The following is a 19,319-nucleotide window of genomic DNA, read 5'->3' as shown; positions in this document are numbered from 1 at the left end:
TGCAGGACATCATCGGCCGCTGGCCTTCAGCGCTGCTGATGGTGATTATTGGCGCAACTGCGGGCATCATGCTGATTCGTCATCGTCAGATGGCATATCAACAGCACACGCAGGAGGCGGTCATGCAGACTAGTGTTGTTGGCCCCTCGGCCAGCATGGGACTCCCCGCCAGTGACCAGCGCTTTCGCGAATTGCTGGAAAGCCTGCCACGTGTGGCAGTGCAGGGGTACGACAGCCAGCGCCGAGTGATCTATTGGAATGAGGCCAGCGAGCGACTGTATGGTTTCAGCGAGCAGGAAGCTCGAGGGCGTTGTCTTGAAGCCTTGCTGATACCGGATGAAATGGCGGACATCGTGGTGGATGCCCACCACGCGTGGGTCAATCACGGCACCCAGATCCCGGCGAGCGAGCTTGAGCTGAAGCACAAGTCAGGCGCACCGGTGCCGGTGTTCTCTCACCACGTCATGTTAGGTGAGCGGTCGGACAATCCATTGATGTTCTGCATCGACATCGATCTGGCGGGCGAGCGCAAGGTGCAGCGTGAGCTGGACTACATGACGCGATTCGATCCGTTGACCGAACTGCCCAATCGGCAGACGTTCGAGACTGAGCTCGAGAACATGCTCGGGGAGTGTCAGCGTCACGGCGATACCTTGATGGTGCTGTTCCTGGATATCGACCACTTCACCGAGATCAACGATACCCAGGGCTATGAGATGGGGGACCTCGTGATTCGCAGCGTCGCGTCGCGCTTGCAGGGGTTCCAGCGGAGTCAGGATCTACTGTCACGCTTCGGCGGCGATGAATTCGTCATGGCGATGCCGCGCCTGGATTATGAAAGTGATGCCTTGTCGGTCGTGGAGCGGATCCGCGAAGATTTCCAGCGCCCCTTCCAGATAGAAGGGCGTGAGTTGTTGCTGCGTCTGAGCATCGGCGTCAGCCTCTATCCCGAGAATGGCAATGATGCGCCGGAACTGGTGCGCAATGCGGACGTCGCCAAGCACCGAGCGAAGCAGGCCGGGCGTGATGGATATCAGTTCTTCAACCAGGAAGTGCGCGATGCCATGCTGCATCAGCATCATCTGGCGGGGCGCCTTCAGACGCTGCTGAGCGAGGATGGGGGTGGCGAGCTGTTCCTCCACTTCCAGCCTCAGGTCGCGGCGCGCAGTGAGCGTATCGAGTCGGTAGAGGCGCTGATGCGCTGGCATGCGCCCGAGGGGCCCATTCCCCCGACTGACTTCATCAAGGTGGCAGAGCGCACCAATCTGATCGAGCGCCTGGGTGACTGGGTGATTCGCCAGGCATGTCGCCAGCAGGCCGAGTGGCATGCCATGGGGATCAAGGGCTATCGGATCGATATCAATATCTCCGGGCGTCAGGCGATCAACAGCGACGTCTTCCAGCGTCTTGAGGCATGCGTGGCGGAATATGGCCTGACGCCACGGGACATCGGCATCGAGCTGACCGAGAACGTGTTGATCGATGCTGACGTCAAGGTGCGCGATAGCCTGCGTGCCCTGCACGACAGAGGCTACAAGATCGCGATCGATGATTTCGGGACCGGCTACTCCTCGATGAGCTACCTCAAGATGCTGCCGGTGACGGCGCTCAAGATCGATCGCTCCTTCGTGATCGAATGTGCTCAGGAACCCAAGGATCGCGCCATCATGGAAGCGACGGTCTTCCTCGGGCATCGACTGGGGCTGGAGGTGGTGGCCGAGGGGGTGGAGAATATCCAGCAACTCGAGCTGTTGCGTGAAATGCGCTGTGATCTCATTCAGGGATACTACTTCTACAAGCCCATGGCGGCGGCGGATATCCAGCGGCTGCTGTCCGGGGGCAACAACCCGCCTCATCCTGGCGCCCATCGCCCGTCCAGTGATCCAACCAGTGCATCCAACGGTTGCCATTGAGTCAGCGTTGATCCGGTGCCGTTGTGGCATGGGACTGTTGCTGTGGATCGGCTTTTTAGTTTGCGGGCTAAAAGATATGATGCTGACAGTTGAAGCGGATGGACTGTCATCATCATCGATGAATCTGGGCATTCCTTCCTGACACCTGCGGGTCGAGCATCTCATGCTCCCCGCAGGCGTTTGCCGAGAGTGGCTGCGTCGTTCAATGCGCAGAGCTGTTCGCCCACTCTCGCTTCCTGCCTGCATTGCAGGTTGCGATGGTTCCTTGAGCGGGTTTCACGACCCTTCCGGCGATACCCTTGGGGTATCGATGACCGGACAAGCCAGTCCTTGTGACTGGCTTTTTTTATGCCTGTCATCCGTCCGTCAAGTTTGCCAGTCAGGCGCGGCACCCTCTCAGAACAGCCCCAGCTGTTGCGTCTCTTCGTGGGCCTTGAGTCGAACACCGACTCCCAGCAGGCGCACCGGTCGATGGCCACGTTGCCAGGCTTGCTCCATCAGCAGTGCGAAACTCCTGGCGTCCGGCAATGAGAGGGTGGAGGCGGGGAGGAGGCTTTCCAGCGTGGTGCTGGTGAAGTCGTTGAAGCGTACCTTGACGAACTGCTTGGCCAGCACCGGCTGTTCCTGGCGTGCGTGACGCTCCCCGAGGCGCTCCATCAGCATGGGAAGCTTGGCGAGGCAGGCGGAGAGATCCGGAAGATCCTGATCGAAAGTGCGTTCGACACTGATGGACTTCCGCTCTCTCTCGACCTTGACGGGGCGGTCATCAATGCCATGAGAGAGTTCATGCAGGCGATGTCCGAATTTGCCGAAGTGTTCGACCAGTGTGGTCAGTGGTGTCGTGCGGATGTCATCGCAGGTGGTAATCTCCAGCCGATTGAGGCGGGCCAGCGTGGCCGGGCCGACGCCATGCAGCTTGCCGACGGGCAGCTTACGAATGAAGGCGTCGCTGGACTCTGGCGTGATCACCGTCAGGCCATCGGGTTTCTCCCAATCACTTGCGATCTTGGCCAGGAACTTGTTGGCGGCCACGCCGATCGACAGCGTGATCCCGGTGCGCTTCAGGGCTTCTTCCTTCAGCCAGCGCGCCATCCAGGTCGCGCTTCCCTGAAATTCCTCGATGTCGCTGACGTCCAGGTAGGCTTCGTCCAGCGATAGAGGTTCCACCAGTGGTGTCAGTTCGTGAAACAGTGCCTGGATCTCCTGCGAGACGGCACGGTAGCGCTCGAAGTCGGGGGGGACGAGTATCAGTTGCGGACACAGGCGCAGGGCGCGCGCTGTGGACATCGCAGAGCGGACGCCGAAGGCGCGAGCCGGATAATTGCAGGTGGCGATCACGCCACGTTGCTCGGTGCGGCCACCGATGGCGATGGGCACCTCGCGCCACTCTGGGTGACGAAGCATCTCGACGGCGGCGTAGAAACAATCGCAGTCAGCATGAAGGATCTTGCGCATTCGCGCATCATCCTAAAAGACTGGATGGCTGTCCAGTATCAGGCGGCGTGTCGCCTCATTCTTCGCCCAGAGACGACAACGCCCGGCAGACGTGATGCCTGCCGGGCGTTGTCGTATTTCCTGTTGCCGTTGCCAGGCTACCCTGGCCGGCGGATTACAGCGTCATCGCCGCTACCCAGCCGAAGACGATCAGCGGGATGTTGTAGTGGATGAAGGTCGGCACCACGCTGTCCCAGATATGATCATGCTGTTGATCGACATTCAGGCCTGCCGTCGGGCCGAGCGTGGAGTCGGAGGCGGGGGAGCCAGCATCGCCCAGTGCGGCCGCGGTGCCGATCAGGGCGACGGTCGCCAGGGGGGAAAAGCCGAACTGCAGGGCCAGCGGGACATAGATCGCCGCGATGATCGGGATGGTGGAAAAGCTGGAGCCGATGCCCAGCGTGATGAAGAGTCCGACCATCAGCATGACGAGCGCGGCCAACGGCTTGTTGTCTCCGATGATGTGGAAGGAGGCATCCACCAGGGTCTGGATATCACCCGTGGCTTTCATGACGGAGGCGAAGCCGGCTGCCGAGATCATGATGAAGCCGATCAGTGCCATCATGCGCATGCCGGAGGTGAACAGGTCGTCGGCTTCGTTCCACTTGAACAGGCCACCCAGGGAAAGAATGGCGAAGCCGACCAGGCCGCCCAGGATCATCGAACCGGAATAGAGCTGGATGCCCAGGGCGGCGATGATGGCGACCCCAGCCATGATCAGGCCGCTGCGGGATGGTGCGTGCACTGGAGTATGGTGCGGGACATTGGTCGACTTGATCTCGCGATTGGCGTAGTCACGCGGCTTGCGATAGGAGACGAAGACCGCAGTCAGCAGTCCCAGGAACATGCCGCCTACCGGAATGGCCATTGCCATCGGCACCATGCCGCGGGTGACTTCCAGCCCCATTGCCTGGCCCGCTTCATTGATGTTGGCCAGCAGGATGTCATTGAGGAAGATGGAACCGAAGCCCACCGGCAGCAGCATGTAGGGAGCCGTCAGACCAAAGGTCAGGGCACAGGCGACGGCGCGGCGATCCAGGCGCAGGCGGTTCATGGCCACCAGCAGTGGCGGAATCAGGATCGGAATGAAGGCGATGTGGACAGGAATCAGGTTCTGGGACGAGATCGCCACCAATGTCACGCTGCCCAGCAAGCCGTACTTGATGGCGGTCTGACGGCGAGGGGTGCTCTCTCCATTGAGCATGCCGATCAGGCGTGCCGCAAGGAGATCCGGCAGGCCGGAGCGAGACAGGGCCACGGCAAAGGCACCGAGCGTGGCATAGGCCAGGGCGACCTTGGCACCACCGCCGACGCCGTCGTTGAAGGCGCCGAGAGTGTCAGTCAGAGACAGGCCACTGAACAGGCCGCCGACCAAGGCGCCGGCCACCAGAGCGAAGACGACCGAGACTCGGGCCAGTGACAGGCCGACCATGACCAGAACGGCCAGTATTACCGCATTCATGCGAGTACCTCATTAAGGGAGATGTGCCAATGGAGCGGGGGGTTGCAGGTGTGCGCGGCCACCCGATCCCGGGCAATACCTCGCAAGTCGTGCTGATCGCTTACGTCAGGCGGTTTCGTCCTGAAACTGCCAGAAAACGGCGCGTTATCATACCAGAGCGAGGTCCCAAGCTGAATGGCCGATGAATGACCTCATGGAACGCGGCCGCCGGCGGCACGGTTGGCGCAAGGGAAGGGCTTTTTGTAGAATGCCACGCTGCCCGGCGGCTGCAGTCGCAGGCGTTATTCAACAGGAGAGCGCATGCTGGAGCTTGAAAATGCCCGTGTCATCGGCATGGGCAATGATCGCCGTGTCTATCAGGACCCCCGTGATCCTCGGCGCTGCATCAAGGTACCGCGCTATCCCGACAAAGGAAGCCGCCAGAATCAGCGCGAGCAGCGCTACTTCGAAGGGCTCGTGAGGCGAGGTGTGCACGACTGGTCCTACGTGCCTGCCTATCATGGCAGCGTGGCGACCCGAGAGGGCCTCGGGCTGGTCTTCGATCTGATACTCGACGATGACGGCACGACCTCGCGCCGTCTGCGAGAGGTCTGTCATGAAACTCCCGAGCGGGTGGGGGAGGAGGCATTGATGGATGAGCTGGCCAACCTCTATCGCTATCTCGACAAGCGTTGGCTGATACCGTCCGACCTCAATGATCGCAACATCGTGGTCCAGTTTCGCGAGCATCAATCCCCGCGCCTGTGGTTGATCGATGGTATCTCCAATCCGGACTTCATCCCCCTCGCCACCGGTATCGCCTGGTTGGCGCGCCGCAAGATCGCCCGCCGCTATCGTCATTTTCTCAAGAAGCTGATGAAGGGCGGGATGCTGACGGCAGATGCACATGCGCGCCTCGAGCGGCGTCTCTGGGGAGATTGAGCGCTTCCGACCGCATTCCCCTGCCGAGAGATGGGCCTCGAATCTCGTCGTTGAGAGAAGATAGGAGTTGAGAGAAGAGAGAGGGAAGAAGAGGGGAGTGATGAGGGTGATCGTCACTATCAGTCACTCCCCGTCAGCCGGCAGGCAGCCGACAGGCAGCCGAGCAGATCCCTGTCCTGACGCCTTGCCTCAGAGATTGTCGGTAAAGTGGCTCTTCATGGCATGCGTGATCTTGCGCAAGTCGTCGTGTGAGGTGATATAAGCCGGCATGGTATAGAGCCAGCGGCCGAAGGGTCGCAACCAGACCCCTTGCTGACGAGCGTGAGCCTGAGCCCCTTCAAGACTTGCTGCATCGTGAACCTCTATCACGGCAGTGGCTCCCAATACGCGTATGTCGCCAATGGCGGGATGTGAGAAATCCGCGAGTTCCTCTCGTAGTACCTGATTGAGGCTGGCGATCTTGCCGAGATAATCGTCTTCCTCGAAAACCTTGAGGCTTTCCAGTGCCACTCGGCAAGCCAATGGGTTGCCCATGAACGTCGGGCCATGCATGAAGGCAGTATTGGCATCCTTGCCATCGAAGGCATGAAAGATATGGCTCTGGGCGAGGGTGGCAGCATGTCCCAGATACCCTCCCGTCAGTCCTTTTGACAGCACCATGATATCGGGCGTCACATCTGCATGCTCACAGGCAAACAGTTTTCCAGTACGTCCGAATCCTGTCGCGACCTCATCGAAGATCAACACCACGCCGAACTCGTCACATAAATCACGTGCCGCTTTCAGGTAGTGAGGCGAGTACATGTTGAGACCGCCGGCAGCCTGGAGCAGCGGCTCCATCAGCAGGGCGGCGATGTCATCATGCGTCTCGAGCTCTCTGCGCAGCGCTGCGATGTCACCGAGGACCTCTTCATATGGCGCCGTGAATCCCGCCGTCGGTGCCGGCGCGAAATGATGTCTGGGCAGGAAGTCGGCAAACAGTGAGTGCATGCCCTCTTCCGGGTCGCAGACCGCCATGCAGCCTGCCGTGTCCCCGTGGTAGGCCTTCATCAACGACAGCATTCGCGTCCGCCCGCGAGTGTCATCACGATCCTGACGCTGTTGCTGGTATTGCACTGCCATCTTCATGGCGACTTCCATGCCGACGGAGCCACTGTCCGAGAAGAACACGTGGTTCAGCCCCTCCGGGGTGATGCGCACCAGTGCCTCGGCCAGCGCCACCGCCGGTTGGTGCCGAATGCCCCCGAGCATCACATGACACAATTGAGCCGCTTGCTGCTGAATCGCGGAGACGAGTCGAGGATGGCCGTAGCCATGGATCATGCACCACCAGGAGCAGGTTGCGTCCAGCAGGGTCTCGCCGTCACTCAGTGTCATGCGCGGCCCGACTCCGCCCACGACCTCAAGCGGGGCAGGCATCGCGTGCATCTGCGTATACGGATGCCAAAGCGCTTGTGGCTGATCGGCATGTGAGGCGGTCTGGGGGTAGGACATGATGTTCTCCATCGACGCTGACGGCAATTGAGCCTCTTTGTTAACCTTGACCACTTTATCAGGTTGACATGATTTGTGAAGTGTCACTTTCTGGAGGGGGTGATGTCTCTAATATTGCCGTCGGAAATAGTGCTGGGGGATTGGTGGAGCCGAAGCGAAGGTTTACTTTCCTCTGTGTCTGCATGCTTTTGAGGATACGCTCAAGAACAAGAGGGACTCGGAGTGATGATGTGTGATGAAAGAGCTACTGAAAAAGTCACAATATGAATACTTCATGAAAGCTGCGGCTTGCCAGCGAGAGAATTTACCTGCCTGTGATGTCGATGTGATTCTACAATACCGCCTGATGGCCGCTGACGCCCGCCATATAGGGACTCTAGGCTCATGTCGATTCTAATTAACGATATTTGCAGGCAGAGACTATTTTGAATTCACATATCTTTTCGAGTGCCAGCTATTGCATTCCAGAGAGCGCTTGATTAACTTGTCGTTAGTTGATTAGTGCTTCACGGCGTGGACATGCTTGGTCTATAATCCCTTCAGCTTCTGTAGGGTCTTACTGTCCCAAGTCCCTGCGTGAGCCAAATCCAGGAAGCAGCTGTTATTTGTTGATCGGCGAATTCTTTCGCAACACCTGTTTCCGGAAGTGAATTCCTGACTGTCCCGATACCCTTGGAGAACCCCATGTCCCTGTTGACTGATTTCATGCAGAAAGAACAAGAGCTCAAGAAACTTCAAGAGCAACTGGAAAGCCTGCGCAACGATGATCGCCTGAAGAATGAGCTGGAATTCAAGGACAAGCTTGATTCCCTGATGAGTGAATACGGCAAGTCTACTCGCGACGTGATTGGCCTGCTGGATCCGAAAGCCAGCCAGACGCCGGCAGCTGCCGCGAGCGCGGAAACCAAGGCTGGCGGCGTTCGTCGCAAGCGCAAGCTGAAGGTCTACAAGAACCCGAATACCGGTGAAGTGATCGAGACCCGTGGTGGCAATCACAAGCAGCTGAAAGAGTGGAAGGAAGAGCACGGTGCCGAAACCGTCGAATCCTGGCTCGAGCGTACCGAGAGCTGAGTTGACACTTTCCTTGAGCATCTGCTGAAGAGACGGTTGACCAGACACGAAGAAGCCCCGCCATGGCGGGGCTTCTTCGTGTCTGGCGTTCGTGTCTGGCGCTGATGTTGCCATTTCGCTGACCTTGCTCCCCATGGCCTGGGGAGGCCTCCGAGAGCATGGCGCCTCCCGCCCTGCACGGCGAGCCTCTGATGAGAAGGCATGCCGTGGCAGGGCGGGCGAGCCTGGGCAGAGAGTGCTCCCGTCAGCTGTCGATCTGTCCCAGGTTGACCAGGCGGCCGATGGCCAGCACCTTGCCGGTCGGTTTGCCGGTCGGCGAACCACCGCTGGGCTCCAGTGTCATCTCGAGCAACTGGCCCGGACTCATGCGGCCGATCTGTTCGGCGCTCAACTCGATACCTGCCACCGGGTCCACCAGACCCAGCGAACGCGGGCCCTCCGCTGGATCGGTCAGGGTCCAGAGTTCGATGGCGCGATCCGTCGGACGCTCGATAGTGACATTGGGTGTCAGCTGAAGTCCGCCACCGGCCGTGACACTGGCGACCCAGGTCGGCGTGGCAGGGTCCTCGAGAGTCTGCAGCACCGCGACCATGCGCTGCGCGGATGACTCGGGCACCTCGTTCGCCACCGGCGGGGTGCCATCTTGTGGTGATTGAGGCGCGAAGGGCCCCACCTGCATCGCCAGAGCAAGGGCGAGTCCGGCGCCCAGCCCCAGACCCAGTCCGCCTCCCAGCCAGCGCCACAGCCAGGGGGCTTGCGGAGCAGGAGCGCCACCCGTGTCATTGGCTGGCGTCGGAGTCTGCTTGAGGCGCGTCAGACTGGCATCGATGCGTTTCCACAGCGAATCGGAGGCCGGTTCCGGCGGCAGGCGATCACTGACGCTCAGCCAGTGCTGCTGCCAGCGAAGTGCCATGCGGGCGGCCTCATCGTCACGTTCTATCCAGGCGCGCACCTCGGCTTCACGTTCGGGGTCCAGCAGGCCCAGGGTGTGTTCACCCAGCAACAGATTCTGCTCTTGTGGAGATTCGGGGATCGGGGAATGGTTCATCGTGACAGGCACTCCTGCAGTCGCTTGAGTCCGGCACGGATGCGACCCTTGATGGTGCCGAGCGGGGCGCTGAGTTTTTCGGCGATCTGCTCGTGGGTCAGGCCCTTGAAGAATGCCAGCAGAATGGGTTCGCGTCGTGGGGCTTCCAGCTCACCCAGACAATCGCTCAGCTGATGGGCTGTCTGACTGTCGTGTGCTGCCGCTTCCGGGTTGGCGAGCAAGTCGGCGAGGCTGTCGAGCGCCTCGCTGTCACCGCGGGGCGTCCGTCCCTGGGCCCGCAGCTGATCCAGTGCACGATAGCGCAGGATGGTGAACAGCCAGGCGCGGCCATTGCCGAGTTCACGGCGATATTGGCCGGCATTGGACCACAGCTTGATGAAGGCATCGTGGACGGCGTCCTCGGCCTGATCCCGGCTGCCGAGCAGGCGCATGGCAAGTGCCAGCATGCGGCCGGACTCAAGGTCATAGAGGCGACGAAAGGCGGTTTCATCACCGAGCGCACAGGCCTCTATGGCACTGGCGTGGTCAAAGTCGTCCGGGTCTTGCGAACTGACGGGTGTCGTGTGTGCTGGCATCGGGGGCCCGACTCCATTGGCTGGGAATCCATCGTTCAGCTGACGGTAGTCGCCCCATGAGAGGTTGGCAAGTGACATGGAGAGAGCTCCAGAGTCGTGTGAACCCCTCGGCTGTGACATTGATGGTGCACGTCGAGGAGGCATGAAGGTGATTTGATGGCGAGACATGCAGAGCATGGCGTGCTGGTCCGGTCCCGTTGAGTCGCTGTCTGTCACACGCGGGCGTGGACCGGGACAATGTCTTGCGATATGCCTGAACTAACGCGCCATTCAGGCAATTGGATGTGCTGATATCGCCAAGGGTGGGTAGTGGCTTGATGCAGCAACGGAAAATGCAGGTGCATTGCCGCTGGTCAAGGGAGTCCGCATAATGTTCTGCATGACAGCCCGGGAGGCGTGATGAAGCAGCAATTCAATACGATCGGCGTGATTGGTCGACTGGGCAGTGCTCAGGTAGTGGACACGCTCAAGCGCTTGATTCGCTTTCTTGAGGCTCGCCAGCTGGCGATGATCATCGAGGAGCGCACGGCGACGCTGTTGCTTGACCATGGCCTTGAGGTGGCGAGCCGTCGTCAGATGGGCGAGCGCTGTGATCTGGTGATCGTGGTGGGCGGTGATGGAAGTCTGCTGGGCGCGGCGCGTGCATTGTGTCGCAGTGGCACGCCGGTACTGGGCGTCAATCGCGGCCGGCTGGGCTTTCTCACCGACATCCGTCCAGATGAGCTGGAGGAAAAGGTCGCCGAGGTGCTCGAGGGTGACTACCTCAGTGAGCAGCGGTTCCTGCTGGAGGCGGAAGTCTTTCGGGACGGCGAGAAGATAGGTGCGGCGGACGGCCTCAACGATGTCGTGCTGCATCCTGGCAAGGCGGCGCGGATGATCGAGTTCGAGCTGTTCATCGATGGCCAGTTCGTCTATTCCCAGCGCTCCGATGGCTTGATCGTGGCCACTCCGACCGGCTCGACCGCCTATGCGCTCTCTGGCGGCGGGCCGATCGTCCACCCGCGCCTGGAGGCCATCACGCTGGTGCCGATGTTCCCGCATACGCTGTCCAGTCGTCCGATCGTGATCGACGCGGCCAGCGAGATACTCCTGCACATCAGCGCCAGCAACACGACCTATCCCCACATCAGCTGCGATGGCCAGACTCAGGTCGTGGCCAAGCCCGGCGATGTGCTCAAGATTCGTCGCAAGCGCGAACGTCTGACGCTGATCCATCCGCTGGAGCACAACTATTTCGAGATCTGTCGCACCAAGCTCGGCTGGAGCAACCGCCTCGGCGAATGACATCAAGGCAAGCAGCATGAACGCATTCGTGGCGCCACGGGATGGCTATGATCTGATCGGTGATGTGCACGGCTGTGGCGCCACGCTGGCGGCGCTGCTGGAGAAGCTCGGCTATCACCTGAAGGATGGCGTGTATCGTCATGCCTCGCGCAAGGTGATCTTTCTTGGTGACATCATCGATCGTGGGCCTCGTATCCGACTGGCCGTCCAGTTGGCCAGCCGGATGGTGGAAGCCGGTGAGGCGTTGATCGTGATGGGCAACCATGAATACAACGCGCTGGCCTATTGTCGGCGTGCACGCCTGCGGGAGAGTGGCGATCACCGTGATTTTCTGCGCCCGCATACCTCGCGGCACAATCGCATCATTCGCGAGACGCTCGATCAGTATCAGCATCATCCCGATGAGTGGGATGACGCATTGAGCTGGTTCATGCGCATGCCACTGTGTCTTGAACTGCCGTCGCTGGGAGAGGGCAAGAGTGGTCTGCGCGTGGTCCACGCCTGTTGGGATGAAGCGCTGGTGCGTCCGTTTCTGGCGCGCTTTCCGGATGGCTGCATCGATGAAGCCTTCCTGCAGGACTCCGTCGACCCCTCGAGCTTTGCCTATCGGGTGCTGGATCGCCTGACTCGGGGGACCAGTCTGCGCTTGCCGGAGGGCGTCGAGATCCACTCGGGGGATGGCTTCACGCGCCGCAGTTTCCGGGCGCATTTCTGGGCGCGCGAGCCTCGCACCTATGGCGATGTGGTGTTCCAGCCCGACAATCTGCCGGGAGAGCTGGAGTCGCGCTGGTTGAGCGAGGGCGAGCTCGAGAAATTGCCGTATTACGGACCAGAGCAATTGCCATTGTTCCTGGGGCATTACTGGTGTGAAGGCGTGCCTGCGCTCCCGGCGACCAATATCGCCTGTCTCGATTACAGCGCCGTCAAGTGCGGTCGCCTGGTCGCCTATCGCTTCAGTGGCGAAGCGACGCTGGATGCCGCCAATTTCGTCTGGGTGCCGGTGCCGCGCGAACCCTCGAGTCGTCCACTGCCGGAAGAGTTGCCGGCCGAGGAGTTGTCGGGGCGCGGTGAGATGAGGGGATAGCGTGCGGGGTCATAGTCATACCTGCCGGCCTTTTCTCATCGCCATTGTTTTTTTCAATAAGCAGCCAGTGAACCAAAGCGCCATCCCGGACTCAGAGTAAGTGTTCCCTTGAATGATCCCTTGCTCAGTCCGGTGCCCCCCACCGGACTTTTTTTATGCCTGTCAGTTTGTCATCGCCCCCACCGCGGCTCTCCAGACAAGTCCCTATCCAGAGTGGCATCAGCTGGATCTGCCACCGACCGCCCATCGGCGCTCTCGACGTCGGGCTACTGTCGAGAGATGCCATCACGCTGACTTGTCACTGCAAGGACACTGCATGTTCCAGGTTCTGACCTTAGACGACTCCTTCGATACGCTCGCACTGCGTCAGGCGCTGTGGGCGGAGAAGATCGGCCACCAGATCACCTCCGAGCGCGTCTCGACCCCTGACGGGGAGGCGGTGCGTCAGATGCTGTGGCTGGCGGACCCCGAGCAGCTCCCCCGCGTGATCGCGATGCTGGAGCGCCACTCACGCGGAGAGCCGCTGCGCGATGAGGCTACGGAGGCGTCGGGTTTCTCAAGCGGTGCATCGGGCGGTCTCTGGCAGCTCGTCAGACAGACTCCGCTGACATGGCTGGTCGGGCTCGCCTGTTGCCTCACCGTACTCTGTCAGTACGTGCTGGGTCAGGCGGCGGTGTTCGAATGGCTGGCCATCGTGCCCTTTGAGCTGGTGGGCAGTCAGCACATTGCACCGGCGCCGTTGTCCACGACACTGGCGGGGGAGTGGTGGCGGCTGTGGTCACCCTCCTTGATGCATTTCGGCATTCTGCATCTGGTCTTCAATCTGCTGTGGCTATGGGTGTTCGGGCGCCAGATCGAGGCCATCGATGGCGCCTGGCGCTTCGCGCTGGTGGTGCTGGTGAGCGGGGTGGCTGCCAACCTGGCGCAGTACGCCACCGGCAGTGTGCTGTTTGGCGGGCTCTCGGGAATCGATTTCGCCGTGATCGGCTATGTCTTCATCGCGGCTCGTCGACGGCCGATGCTGGGCTATCAGATGCAGCGCTCGCTGATGATCTTCATGTTGATCTATCTGGTGCTGTGCATGACACCGTTATCGAGTGCCATCGGCCTTGGGGCCATCGCCAATGAGGCGCATCTCGGTGGGCTGCTGGCAGGGCTGGTGCTGGGATTCGTGCTGCCGCGCCGCGCGCCGGGCGCCACGTCATGACAGCCAGGCGGATGACAATGATAGAATGGTCGCATTTTGCACGGCGTGGCGTCACTTTGCCCGCGTGGCGCTGCCCCCGCGCCGTGCTCCAGCATCAGGAGAACCCCCATGAGTGACATGACTTTCGACGGGATGGTCGAACAGATGACCCCGACCATCTACGAGAGCCTCAAGCAGTCCATGCAGCTGCGCAAATGGCCGGACGGCCGGGTGCTGACCTCGGAGCAGGTCGAGCTGTGCATGGAGGCCGTCATCAAGTACGAGGTCCACAACAACGTGCCTGCCGAGTCACGTGTCGGCTTCATCGACAACGGTACCTGCGGTCCACGTGACGGTGACGACACTGCTTCACGCGATGAGCCGGAGCAGATCAAGTGGGTCAACTGACACTGGATGATGCACTGGACGTCGATGGCGCACCTCAGCCCGCCGTGGAGTCGGTGACCCTGAAAGGGGACATCCGCAAGATGTCCATCGTGCCTGCCGGTGAGGCGCTTGCGATCGATACCTCGGCGGATGCGCAGTCAGTCTCGCGTGAGCCGCTGGCGGCCAGCTATGGCCTGCGACTGGGCGAGATCACCCAGCCGCTGAACGCCTATATTGGCCACAAGGTACGCCTGGACTTCACCGGTCAGATCCACTGCAGCCATTGCGGGCGCAAGACCAAGAAGAGCTTCGCGCAGGGGCATTGCTATCCCTGCTTTCGCAAGCTGCCACAGTGTGATGGCTGCATCATGAAGCCGGAGACCTGTCACTTCGCGGAAGGAACCTGTCGTGATCCTCAGTGGGGTGAGGAGCATTGCTTCCAGCCGCATATCGTCTACCTGGCCAACTCCTCCGGCCTCAAGGTCGGTATCACCCGCAAGACCCAGATGCCGACGCGCTGGTTCGATCAGGGTGCCATCCAGGCCTTGCCCATCGTCGAGGTCTCCAATCGTCTGCAGTCTGGGCTGGTCGAGGTGCTGTTCAAGCAGGCACTCAATGACCGCACCAACTGGCGCGCGATGCTCAAGGGCGATGTGGCCGAGCTGGATCTGGAAGCCGAGCGTGATGCACTGCTCGAGCAGATGGCCGAGGGTCTGGCGGCGCTGCAGGCGCATTGCGGGGAAGACGCCATCCGGGTACTGGATACCACGGCATTGGCCTTCGAGTTTCCGGTGCGTACCGCGCCGACCAAGGTCACCTCGTTCAACTTCGACAAGACACCCGTGGTGGAAGGCGTTCTCGAAGGGCTCAAGGGTCAGTATCTGATCCTCGACAGCGGGGTGATCAATCTGCGCAAGTTCACGGGGTATGAGGTCGAGGTCCAGCTCGGCGAATGACATCGTCCCGTGTTGCGAAATAAGCTCAAGGCTAATGACGATGACAACGCCCGCGCTCCCTTCAAGGAGTGCGGGCGTTGTCGTATGGCCTGGGGATATCGAAGAAAGATGCCGGCCCGAGCGGTTCAGCCAGCGGATTCAGCCGGGGGATTCAGCCGGGGGATTCAGCCGAGCACGGGCTGGCGGCGCGCCTGCATGCGCTCCAGGAAGACCTGCATCACTCGGTGGTAGAGCTCGCGTCCCAGCACGACATCCTCGACCCCCGCATCCAGATTGGGGTTGTCATTGACCTCGATGACCACCACGCGATCCTCGAGCTGTTTGAGGTCAACTCCATAGAGCCCATCACCGATCAGACGTGTCGCCTTGAGAGCCGCCTTGATCACGGCGGGGGGCACATCACTCGGGTCAACGGTGGCAAAGCCGCCGGAGCGGGTGCGGGCGCCGCTGTGGTCATAGATCTGCCAATGGCCACGCGCCATGTAGTAACGGCTGGCGAACAGCACCTTGCCGTCGAGCACGCCGATACGCCAGTCGAACTCGGTTGGGAGCCATTCCTGCAGCAGCAGCAGAGCGGAGTCATGGAACAGTCGCTCGGCTTCACGCACCAGTGTCTCCGGCCCGTCAATCTTGACGATGCCGCGCGAGAAGGCACCATCCGGCACCTTCATCACCAGCGGATAGCGCATGTGCTGTCCGCGTTCGGCCAGCTGGCGCAGTTCGCCGCGATGAATCAGGCGCCCCTGTGGGGCGCTGAGGCCGCGAGCCTTCAGGAGCTCATGCAGGAAGACCTTGTTGGTACAGCGCAGAATCGACTGACTGTCGTCGATCACCACCAGCCCTTCGTGTTCGGCTCGCTTGGCCATGCGGTAGGTATGGTGGTCCAGGCTTGTGGTCTCGCGGATGAACAGCCCATCGAATTCGGCCAGACGTCCCTCGTCACGCTTGGTGATCAGACTGACATCGATGCCCAGGCGGCGTCCCTCGCGGATGAAGTGCTTGAGCGCCGTACGATTGGACGGTGGCAGTGCCTCATTCGGGTCCACCAGCATCGCCAGGTCGAAACGATAGTGGCGGCGAGCCTTCGGGGTGCGCCAGACCTTGCGGGAATGGCGGTTGAGCGCCTGGGCAAAGCGATCCTCGTCCGTTTCCGCCAGATGGTTCAAGGATTGCGGGCGCACTCGCCTGAGGGTCCAGCGCTCGCCACGCGCCTCGAGTCGCACCTCGAGCAACGGGCAGGGCAGTCGCTCGAACAGCTTGCGACCGAGACGTGCCAGTGCGGGGTCATCGCTCTCACCGAAGGTCAGCAGCAGGTCGAGATGCGCATGCTTGCCGGTCTCGTGGGGGACTGTCTGCGGGGCGGGCAGGGCGCTCTTGCGCGTCAGCTCCTCAAGCAGCACACGGATGCTGCCCAGTTCCATGTCGATCAGTGACTTGCGCGACAGCTGGTTGAGCGTTTCCACCGACGGCAGGGCTTTCTGTCCGCGCGCCTGTGCCAGCAGCGAGACGTAATAGCCGATCCCGAGGTAATCGAGCCCGCCGCAGAGATTGATGACGTGGGTCGCGGGCTGCGGAGCGTCCTGGTCTGCCCGGTCCGTGGGCACGGAGCTGTCGTGGGAGAGCTCGGACAGAAAGTCGTGGGCGCTGATGACATCATCACTGGGATAGAAGGCGCGCCAGTCACTGACACGGTCAACCACGATACGCAGGCGGGACATTGAGTAGCCTCGAAGGGCGGGCACCGAAGCGGTGCCGAATGCAGCGCATCATGAAAAACAATCTCCGTCATCGCAATAGACAACAAGATGAAATAATTTCATGCAAATAGGTCGAGACAAGACGTGCCTGCATGCCCAGAATGCAGCGGATTGCTACCGCCCCACGACACCTTGATTTCAGGGCTGCCTCAGGGCGCTGACAGGCGGGAGAGCCTGCATCATGACCCCCATTCTGCGTCCGGCGATCCGGGCCGATCTCGATGCTCTGGTAGAGCTCGAGGAAGTCAGTTTCGATAGCGACTGGTTCAGTCGTCGTCAGCTGTCCCATCTGATTCTGCGTGCCAATGCACGCACCCTCGTCATCATCCAGCCAGAAGGCGATGGCCCGGACGCCCTGCCGGCGGCAGGCAATGCGATGGCCGCACTGTGGCCGGCGGGCAGCGTGGCGCAGGATGACGCCACCCCGCTGCGCAGCGTGTTGGGCTATGGCACCGTGCTGTTCCGACGCAATTCACGCCGGGCACGACTCTATTCCTTCTGTCTGCATCCCGAGGCGCGCGGACGCGGTCTCGCCCAGCGTCTGCTCATCGCGCTCGAGCAGCTGGCCATCGAGCAGGGCTGTGAGCAGTTCGATCTGGAAGTGCATACCGGCAACGGTGCAGCGATCACCCTCTATGAGCGCCACGGCTTTGCCAGGAATGGTCGCCTGCGCGATTACTACGCCGACGGCGCGGCGGCCTGGAAGATGCGCAAGTCACTGGTGATTCCCTCATCAAACCCGCCCGCCAGCAGCAGCGACATCAGGGCTGAGGGGATCTCGACGTGGGGAGATGCGGGCGCTGCCTGACGGCCGGGCATGGCGCGCGTCGCCCCCATGGGCTAGGATGCGCTGTTTATTCTTCATGGCTTCAAAGGAATCGCTCCCATGCCGTCATTCGATATTGTCTCCGAACTCGACAAGCACGAAGTTCAGAACGCCGTCGATCAGGCCAATCGCGAACTTGCGACACGCTTTGATTTCAAGGGCGTGACTGCCGGCTTCGAACTCGAGAAGGAAGAGACCGTCAATCTGGAAGCCGACGCCGATTTCCAGCTGCGTCAGATGATCGAGCTGCTCAAGGGTCGCCTGATCGCGCGTGGCATCGACGTGCGTTGCCTGGAAGAGAAGGACGCCGACACCGGCGGTGTGCGTGCCCGCCAGCAGCTGGTGCTGCGTCAGGGGCTGGACCAGCCGACCGCCAAGAAGATCGTCAAGGCGCTCAAGGATGCCAAGCTCAAGGTCCAGGCCCAGATCCAGGGTGAGAAGGTGCGCGTCACCGGCAAGAAGCGTGATGATCTCCAGGGGGCCATGGCCTTGCTGAAAGGTGACGAGAGCATCGAGCTGCCGCTGCAGTTCAACAACTTCCGCGACTGATCTTCCTCGCGCGCCTGGCGCTCATGTCACGGCTGACCGCTGTCAGCGGCAAATGTCGTCGACAAGTGTCAGGGGCGCCACTCTCAGCACCGTTCGCTCTCGGCGAGCGGTGCTGTGTTCGTTTGAATCGCTTTGAAAGCGTCACGTACCCGTTTCAGGCGCTGCGCTCTCAAAGCGTTTCACCATCTTCGTTCGTCATATTCGCGTGACGCTCGCCCCGGGTGGGTCGGGCTGCGCAAAGAGAGGTTACATGTCTGCTCCGCTCGCTATCGGCCAGCGCAATACCCTGACCATCACCAAGCGGGTCGGCTTCGGCGTCTTCCTCGACGGCGGTGACCGCGGTGAAATCCTGCTGCCGACTCCCTTCATTCCTGCCGGTGCCGATATCGGTGACGCGGTGGAAGTCTTCGTGAGTCTTGATGATGAAGACCGCCTGCTGGCCACCACGCGCTATCCGCGCGCCATGGTCGGTGAGTTCGCCGCCCTCAAGGTGGTCGAGGTCAACGACATCGGCACCTTCCTCGACAATGGCCTGGGCAAGGACCTGCTGCTGCCCTACGGCGAGCGCAAGCGTGAGCTCAAGGCGGGCCAATTCGCCATGGTGCACGTGGGGCTCGACAAGCACAGCGATCGCATGGTCGCGTCGATGCGCCTGGATCGCTGGCTGGACAAGACACCGGCCGAGTACACCGTCGGTCAGGAAATCTCCGGCCTGGTGGCGGCGAAGACCGAATTGGGCATGAAGATCATCATCGACAATGCCCATTGGGGGCTGGTGCACCACGATCGCATCTTCACCCGCCTGCATATCGGCAATCGTCTGCGTCTGTGGGTGCTCAAGAATGATGGCAACGGCAACATCGACCTGACCCCGCAGGCACCGGGCCCTGCAGGCCATCAACAGCTGGCGGACCGCATCCTTGCACGTCTGGAAGCCAACGCCGGGGTGCTGCCGCTGGGTGACAAGAGCGACCCCCAGGCCATCAGCGACGCCTTCGGCGCCAGCAAGGCCAACTTCAAGCGTGCCATCGGCCACCTGAAGCGCGAGGGCAAGGTGACACTGGCCCCCACCGAGACGCGCCTGGTCAAGTGAGGCGCCGGTGATGCGTCGCGCATCGCCCGAGCGGCTTCTGCCGCGCCAGCATCACAAGCTTCCCGTCGGCAATTTCGCTGCCACTCGTCGGTTCTCCGGTGGGTGGCAGTTGCGTTTGTGGGCAGCGCATGGCACCAATGAGCGTCAGGACCCTGCGGACCATGAGTCGCCCTGCGTGTCCATGACGCGCCGAGCGTGCCGTGGCGTCATCCAGCGCAT

The 19,319-nt window shown here is 61.2% G+C and carries 17 protein-coding genes; 11 read left to right on the top strand and 6 right to left on the bottom strand.

Going from position 1 to position 19,319, the window contains the following annotated elements:
• The first annotated feature begins 122 nt into the window (after window positions 1-122).
• Entirely contained in the window at window positions 123-1,913 is a 1,791-nt protein-coding gene (locus tag BFX80_RS12345) for a putative bifunctional diguanylate cyclase/phosphodiesterase (RefSeq protein WP_240499566.1), read from the top strand.
• Window positions 1,914-2,309: 396 nt separating this feature from the next.
• On the opposite strand, the gene dinB is transcribed toward BFX80_RS12345, so the two are convergent.
• Together dinB and BFX80_RS12335 are read right to left on the bottom strand one after the other, a co-directional pair.
• Window positions 2,310-3,368 (bottom strand): DNA polymerase IV, encoded by a 1,059-nt coding sequence (gene dinB / locus BFX80_RS12340; RefSeq protein WP_084209067.1) that lies wholly within the window; start codon window positions 3,366-3,368, stop codon window positions 2,310-2,312.
• Between the two features lie 154 nt (window positions 3,369-3,522).
• On the bottom strand, window positions 3,523-4,869 hold the full coding sequence (locus tag BFX80_RS12335) for a Na+/H+ antiporter family protein (RefSeq protein WP_077372432.1): 1,347 nt from the start codon (window positions 4,867-4,869) through the stop codon (window positions 3,523-3,525).
• A 300-nt stretch (window positions 4,870-5,169) separates the two neighbouring features.
• Here BFX80_RS12335 and BFX80_RS12330 point away from each other — a divergent pair, with 300 nt between their 5' ends.
• A complete protein-coding gene (locus BFX80_RS12330; RefSeq protein ID WP_077372434.1) occupies window positions 5,170-5,790 on the top strand; it encodes a YrbL family protein in 621 nt (206 codons plus the stop codon).
• A 189-nt stretch (window positions 5,791-5,979) separates the two neighbouring features.
• On the opposite strand, the gene bioA is transcribed toward BFX80_RS12330, so the two are convergent.
• The gene (gene bioA, locus BFX80_RS12325; protein ID WP_084209777.1) at window positions 5,980-7,284 is read right to left on the bottom strand and encodes an adenosylmethionine--8-amino-7-oxononanoate transaminase; all 1,305 of its coding nucleotides are present in this window, start codon (window positions 7,282-7,284) and stop codon (window positions 5,980-5,982) included.
• Window positions 7,285-7,968: 684 nt separating this feature from the next.
• On the opposite strand from bioA, the gene BFX80_RS12320 reads away from it, so the two are divergent.
• Entirely contained in the window at window positions 7,969-8,355 is a 387-nt protein-coding gene (locus tag BFX80_RS12320) for a histone-like nucleoid-structuring protein, MvaT/MvaU family (protein ID WP_077372437.1), read from the top strand.
• 244 nt (window positions 8,356-8,599) lie between these two features.
• Here the strand turns inward: BFX80_RS12320 and BFX80_RS12315 are convergent, their stop codons facing one another.
• Both BFX80_RS12315 and BFX80_RS12310 read right to left on the bottom strand, forming a co-directional pair.
• The gene (locus tag BFX80_RS12315) at window positions 8,600-9,403 is read right to left on the bottom strand and encodes an anti-sigma factor (RefSeq protein WP_084209066.1); all 804 of its coding nucleotides are present in this window, start codon (window positions 9,401-9,403) and stop codon (window positions 8,600-8,602) included.
• Complete coding sequence (locus BFX80_RS12310; RefSeq protein WP_077373190.1) at window positions 9,400-9,978, bottom strand: RNA polymerase sigma factor; 579 nt, start codon at window positions 9,976-9,978, stop codon at window positions 9,400-9,402. Before BFX80_RS12310 ends, BFX80_RS12315 begins: the two co-directional genes overlap by 4 nt.
• Window positions 9,979-10,377: 399 nt before the next feature.
• Between BFX80_RS12310 and BFX80_RS12305 the strand changes: the two genes are divergently transcribed.
• The 5 genes from BFX80_RS12305 to BFX80_RS12285 all read left to right on the top strand — a co-directional run bounded on the left by BFX80_RS12305 (window position 10,378) and on the right by BFX80_RS12285 (window position 14,875).
• A complete protein-coding gene (locus BFX80_RS12305; protein WP_077372443.1) occupies window positions 10,378-11,262 on the top strand; it encodes an NAD(+) kinase in 885 nt (294 codons plus the stop codon).
• 16 nt (window positions 11,263-11,278) lie between these two features.
• Window positions 11,279-12,346: a metallophosphoesterase gene (locus BFX80_RS12300; protein ID WP_084209065.1), complete on the top strand. Its 1,068-nt coding sequence runs from the start codon at window positions 11,279-11,281 to the stop codon at window positions 12,344-12,346.
• A gap of 316 nt (window positions 12,347-12,662) precedes the next feature.
• Window positions 12,663-13,553: a rhomboid family intramembrane serine protease gene (locus tag BFX80_RS12295; RefSeq protein ID WP_157109490.1), complete on the top strand. Its 891-nt coding sequence runs from the start codon at window positions 12,663-12,665 to the stop codon at window positions 13,551-13,553.
• A 108-nt stretch (window positions 13,554-13,661) separates the two neighbouring features.
• On the top strand, window positions 13,662-13,940 hold the full coding sequence (locus BFX80_RS12290) for a YeaC family protein (protein WP_084209063.1): 279 nt from the start codon (window positions 13,662-13,664) through the stop codon (window positions 13,938-13,940).
• Window positions 13,928-14,875, top strand: coding sequence for a DUF2797 domain-containing protein (locus tag BFX80_RS12285; RefSeq protein ID WP_240499565.1), 948 nt, complete (start codon window positions 13,928-13,930; stop codon window positions 14,873-14,875). Before BFX80_RS12290 ends, BFX80_RS12285 begins: the two co-directional genes overlap by 13 nt.
• Before the next feature lie 164 nt (window positions 14,876-15,039).
• On the opposite strand, the gene BFX80_RS12280 is transcribed toward BFX80_RS12285, so the two are convergent.
• The gene (locus tag BFX80_RS12280; protein ID WP_084209062.1) at window positions 15,040-16,593 is read right to left on the bottom strand and encodes a RimK family protein; all 1,554 of its coding nucleotides are present in this window, start codon (window positions 16,591-16,593) and stop codon (window positions 15,040-15,042) included.
• A gap of 220 nt (window positions 16,594-16,813) precedes the next feature.
• On the opposite strand from BFX80_RS12280, the gene BFX80_RS12275 reads away from it, so the two are divergent.
• From BFX80_RS12275 to BFX80_RS12265, 3 genes are all read left to right on the top strand, one after another.
• Window positions 16,814-17,440, top strand: coding sequence for a GNAT family N-acetyltransferase (locus tag BFX80_RS12275; RefSeq protein ID WP_084209061.1), 627 nt, complete (start codon window positions 16,814-16,816; stop codon window positions 17,438-17,440).
• Window positions 17,441-17,518: 78 nt separating this feature from the next.
• A complete protein-coding gene (locus tag BFX80_RS12270) occupies window positions 17,519-18,007 on the top strand; it encodes a YajQ family cyclic di-GMP-binding protein (protein ID WP_077372461.1) in 489 nt (162 codons plus the stop codon).
• Window positions 18,008-18,257: 250 nt separating this feature from the next.
• Window positions 18,258-19,100 (top strand): CvfB family protein, encoded by an 843-nt coding sequence (locus tag BFX80_RS12265; protein ID WP_077372464.1) that lies wholly within the window; start codon window positions 18,258-18,260, stop codon window positions 19,098-19,100.
• Window positions 19,101-19,319: the final 219 nt, after the last annotated feature.

This window comes from Cobetia marina, from assembly GCF_001720485.1.
GTDB classification, from domain to species: Bacteria; Pseudomonadota; Gammaproteobacteria; order Pseudomonadales; family Halomonadaceae; genus Cobetia; species Cobetia marina.
This window is presented reverse-complemented; position numbering and strand designations above follow the sequence as displayed.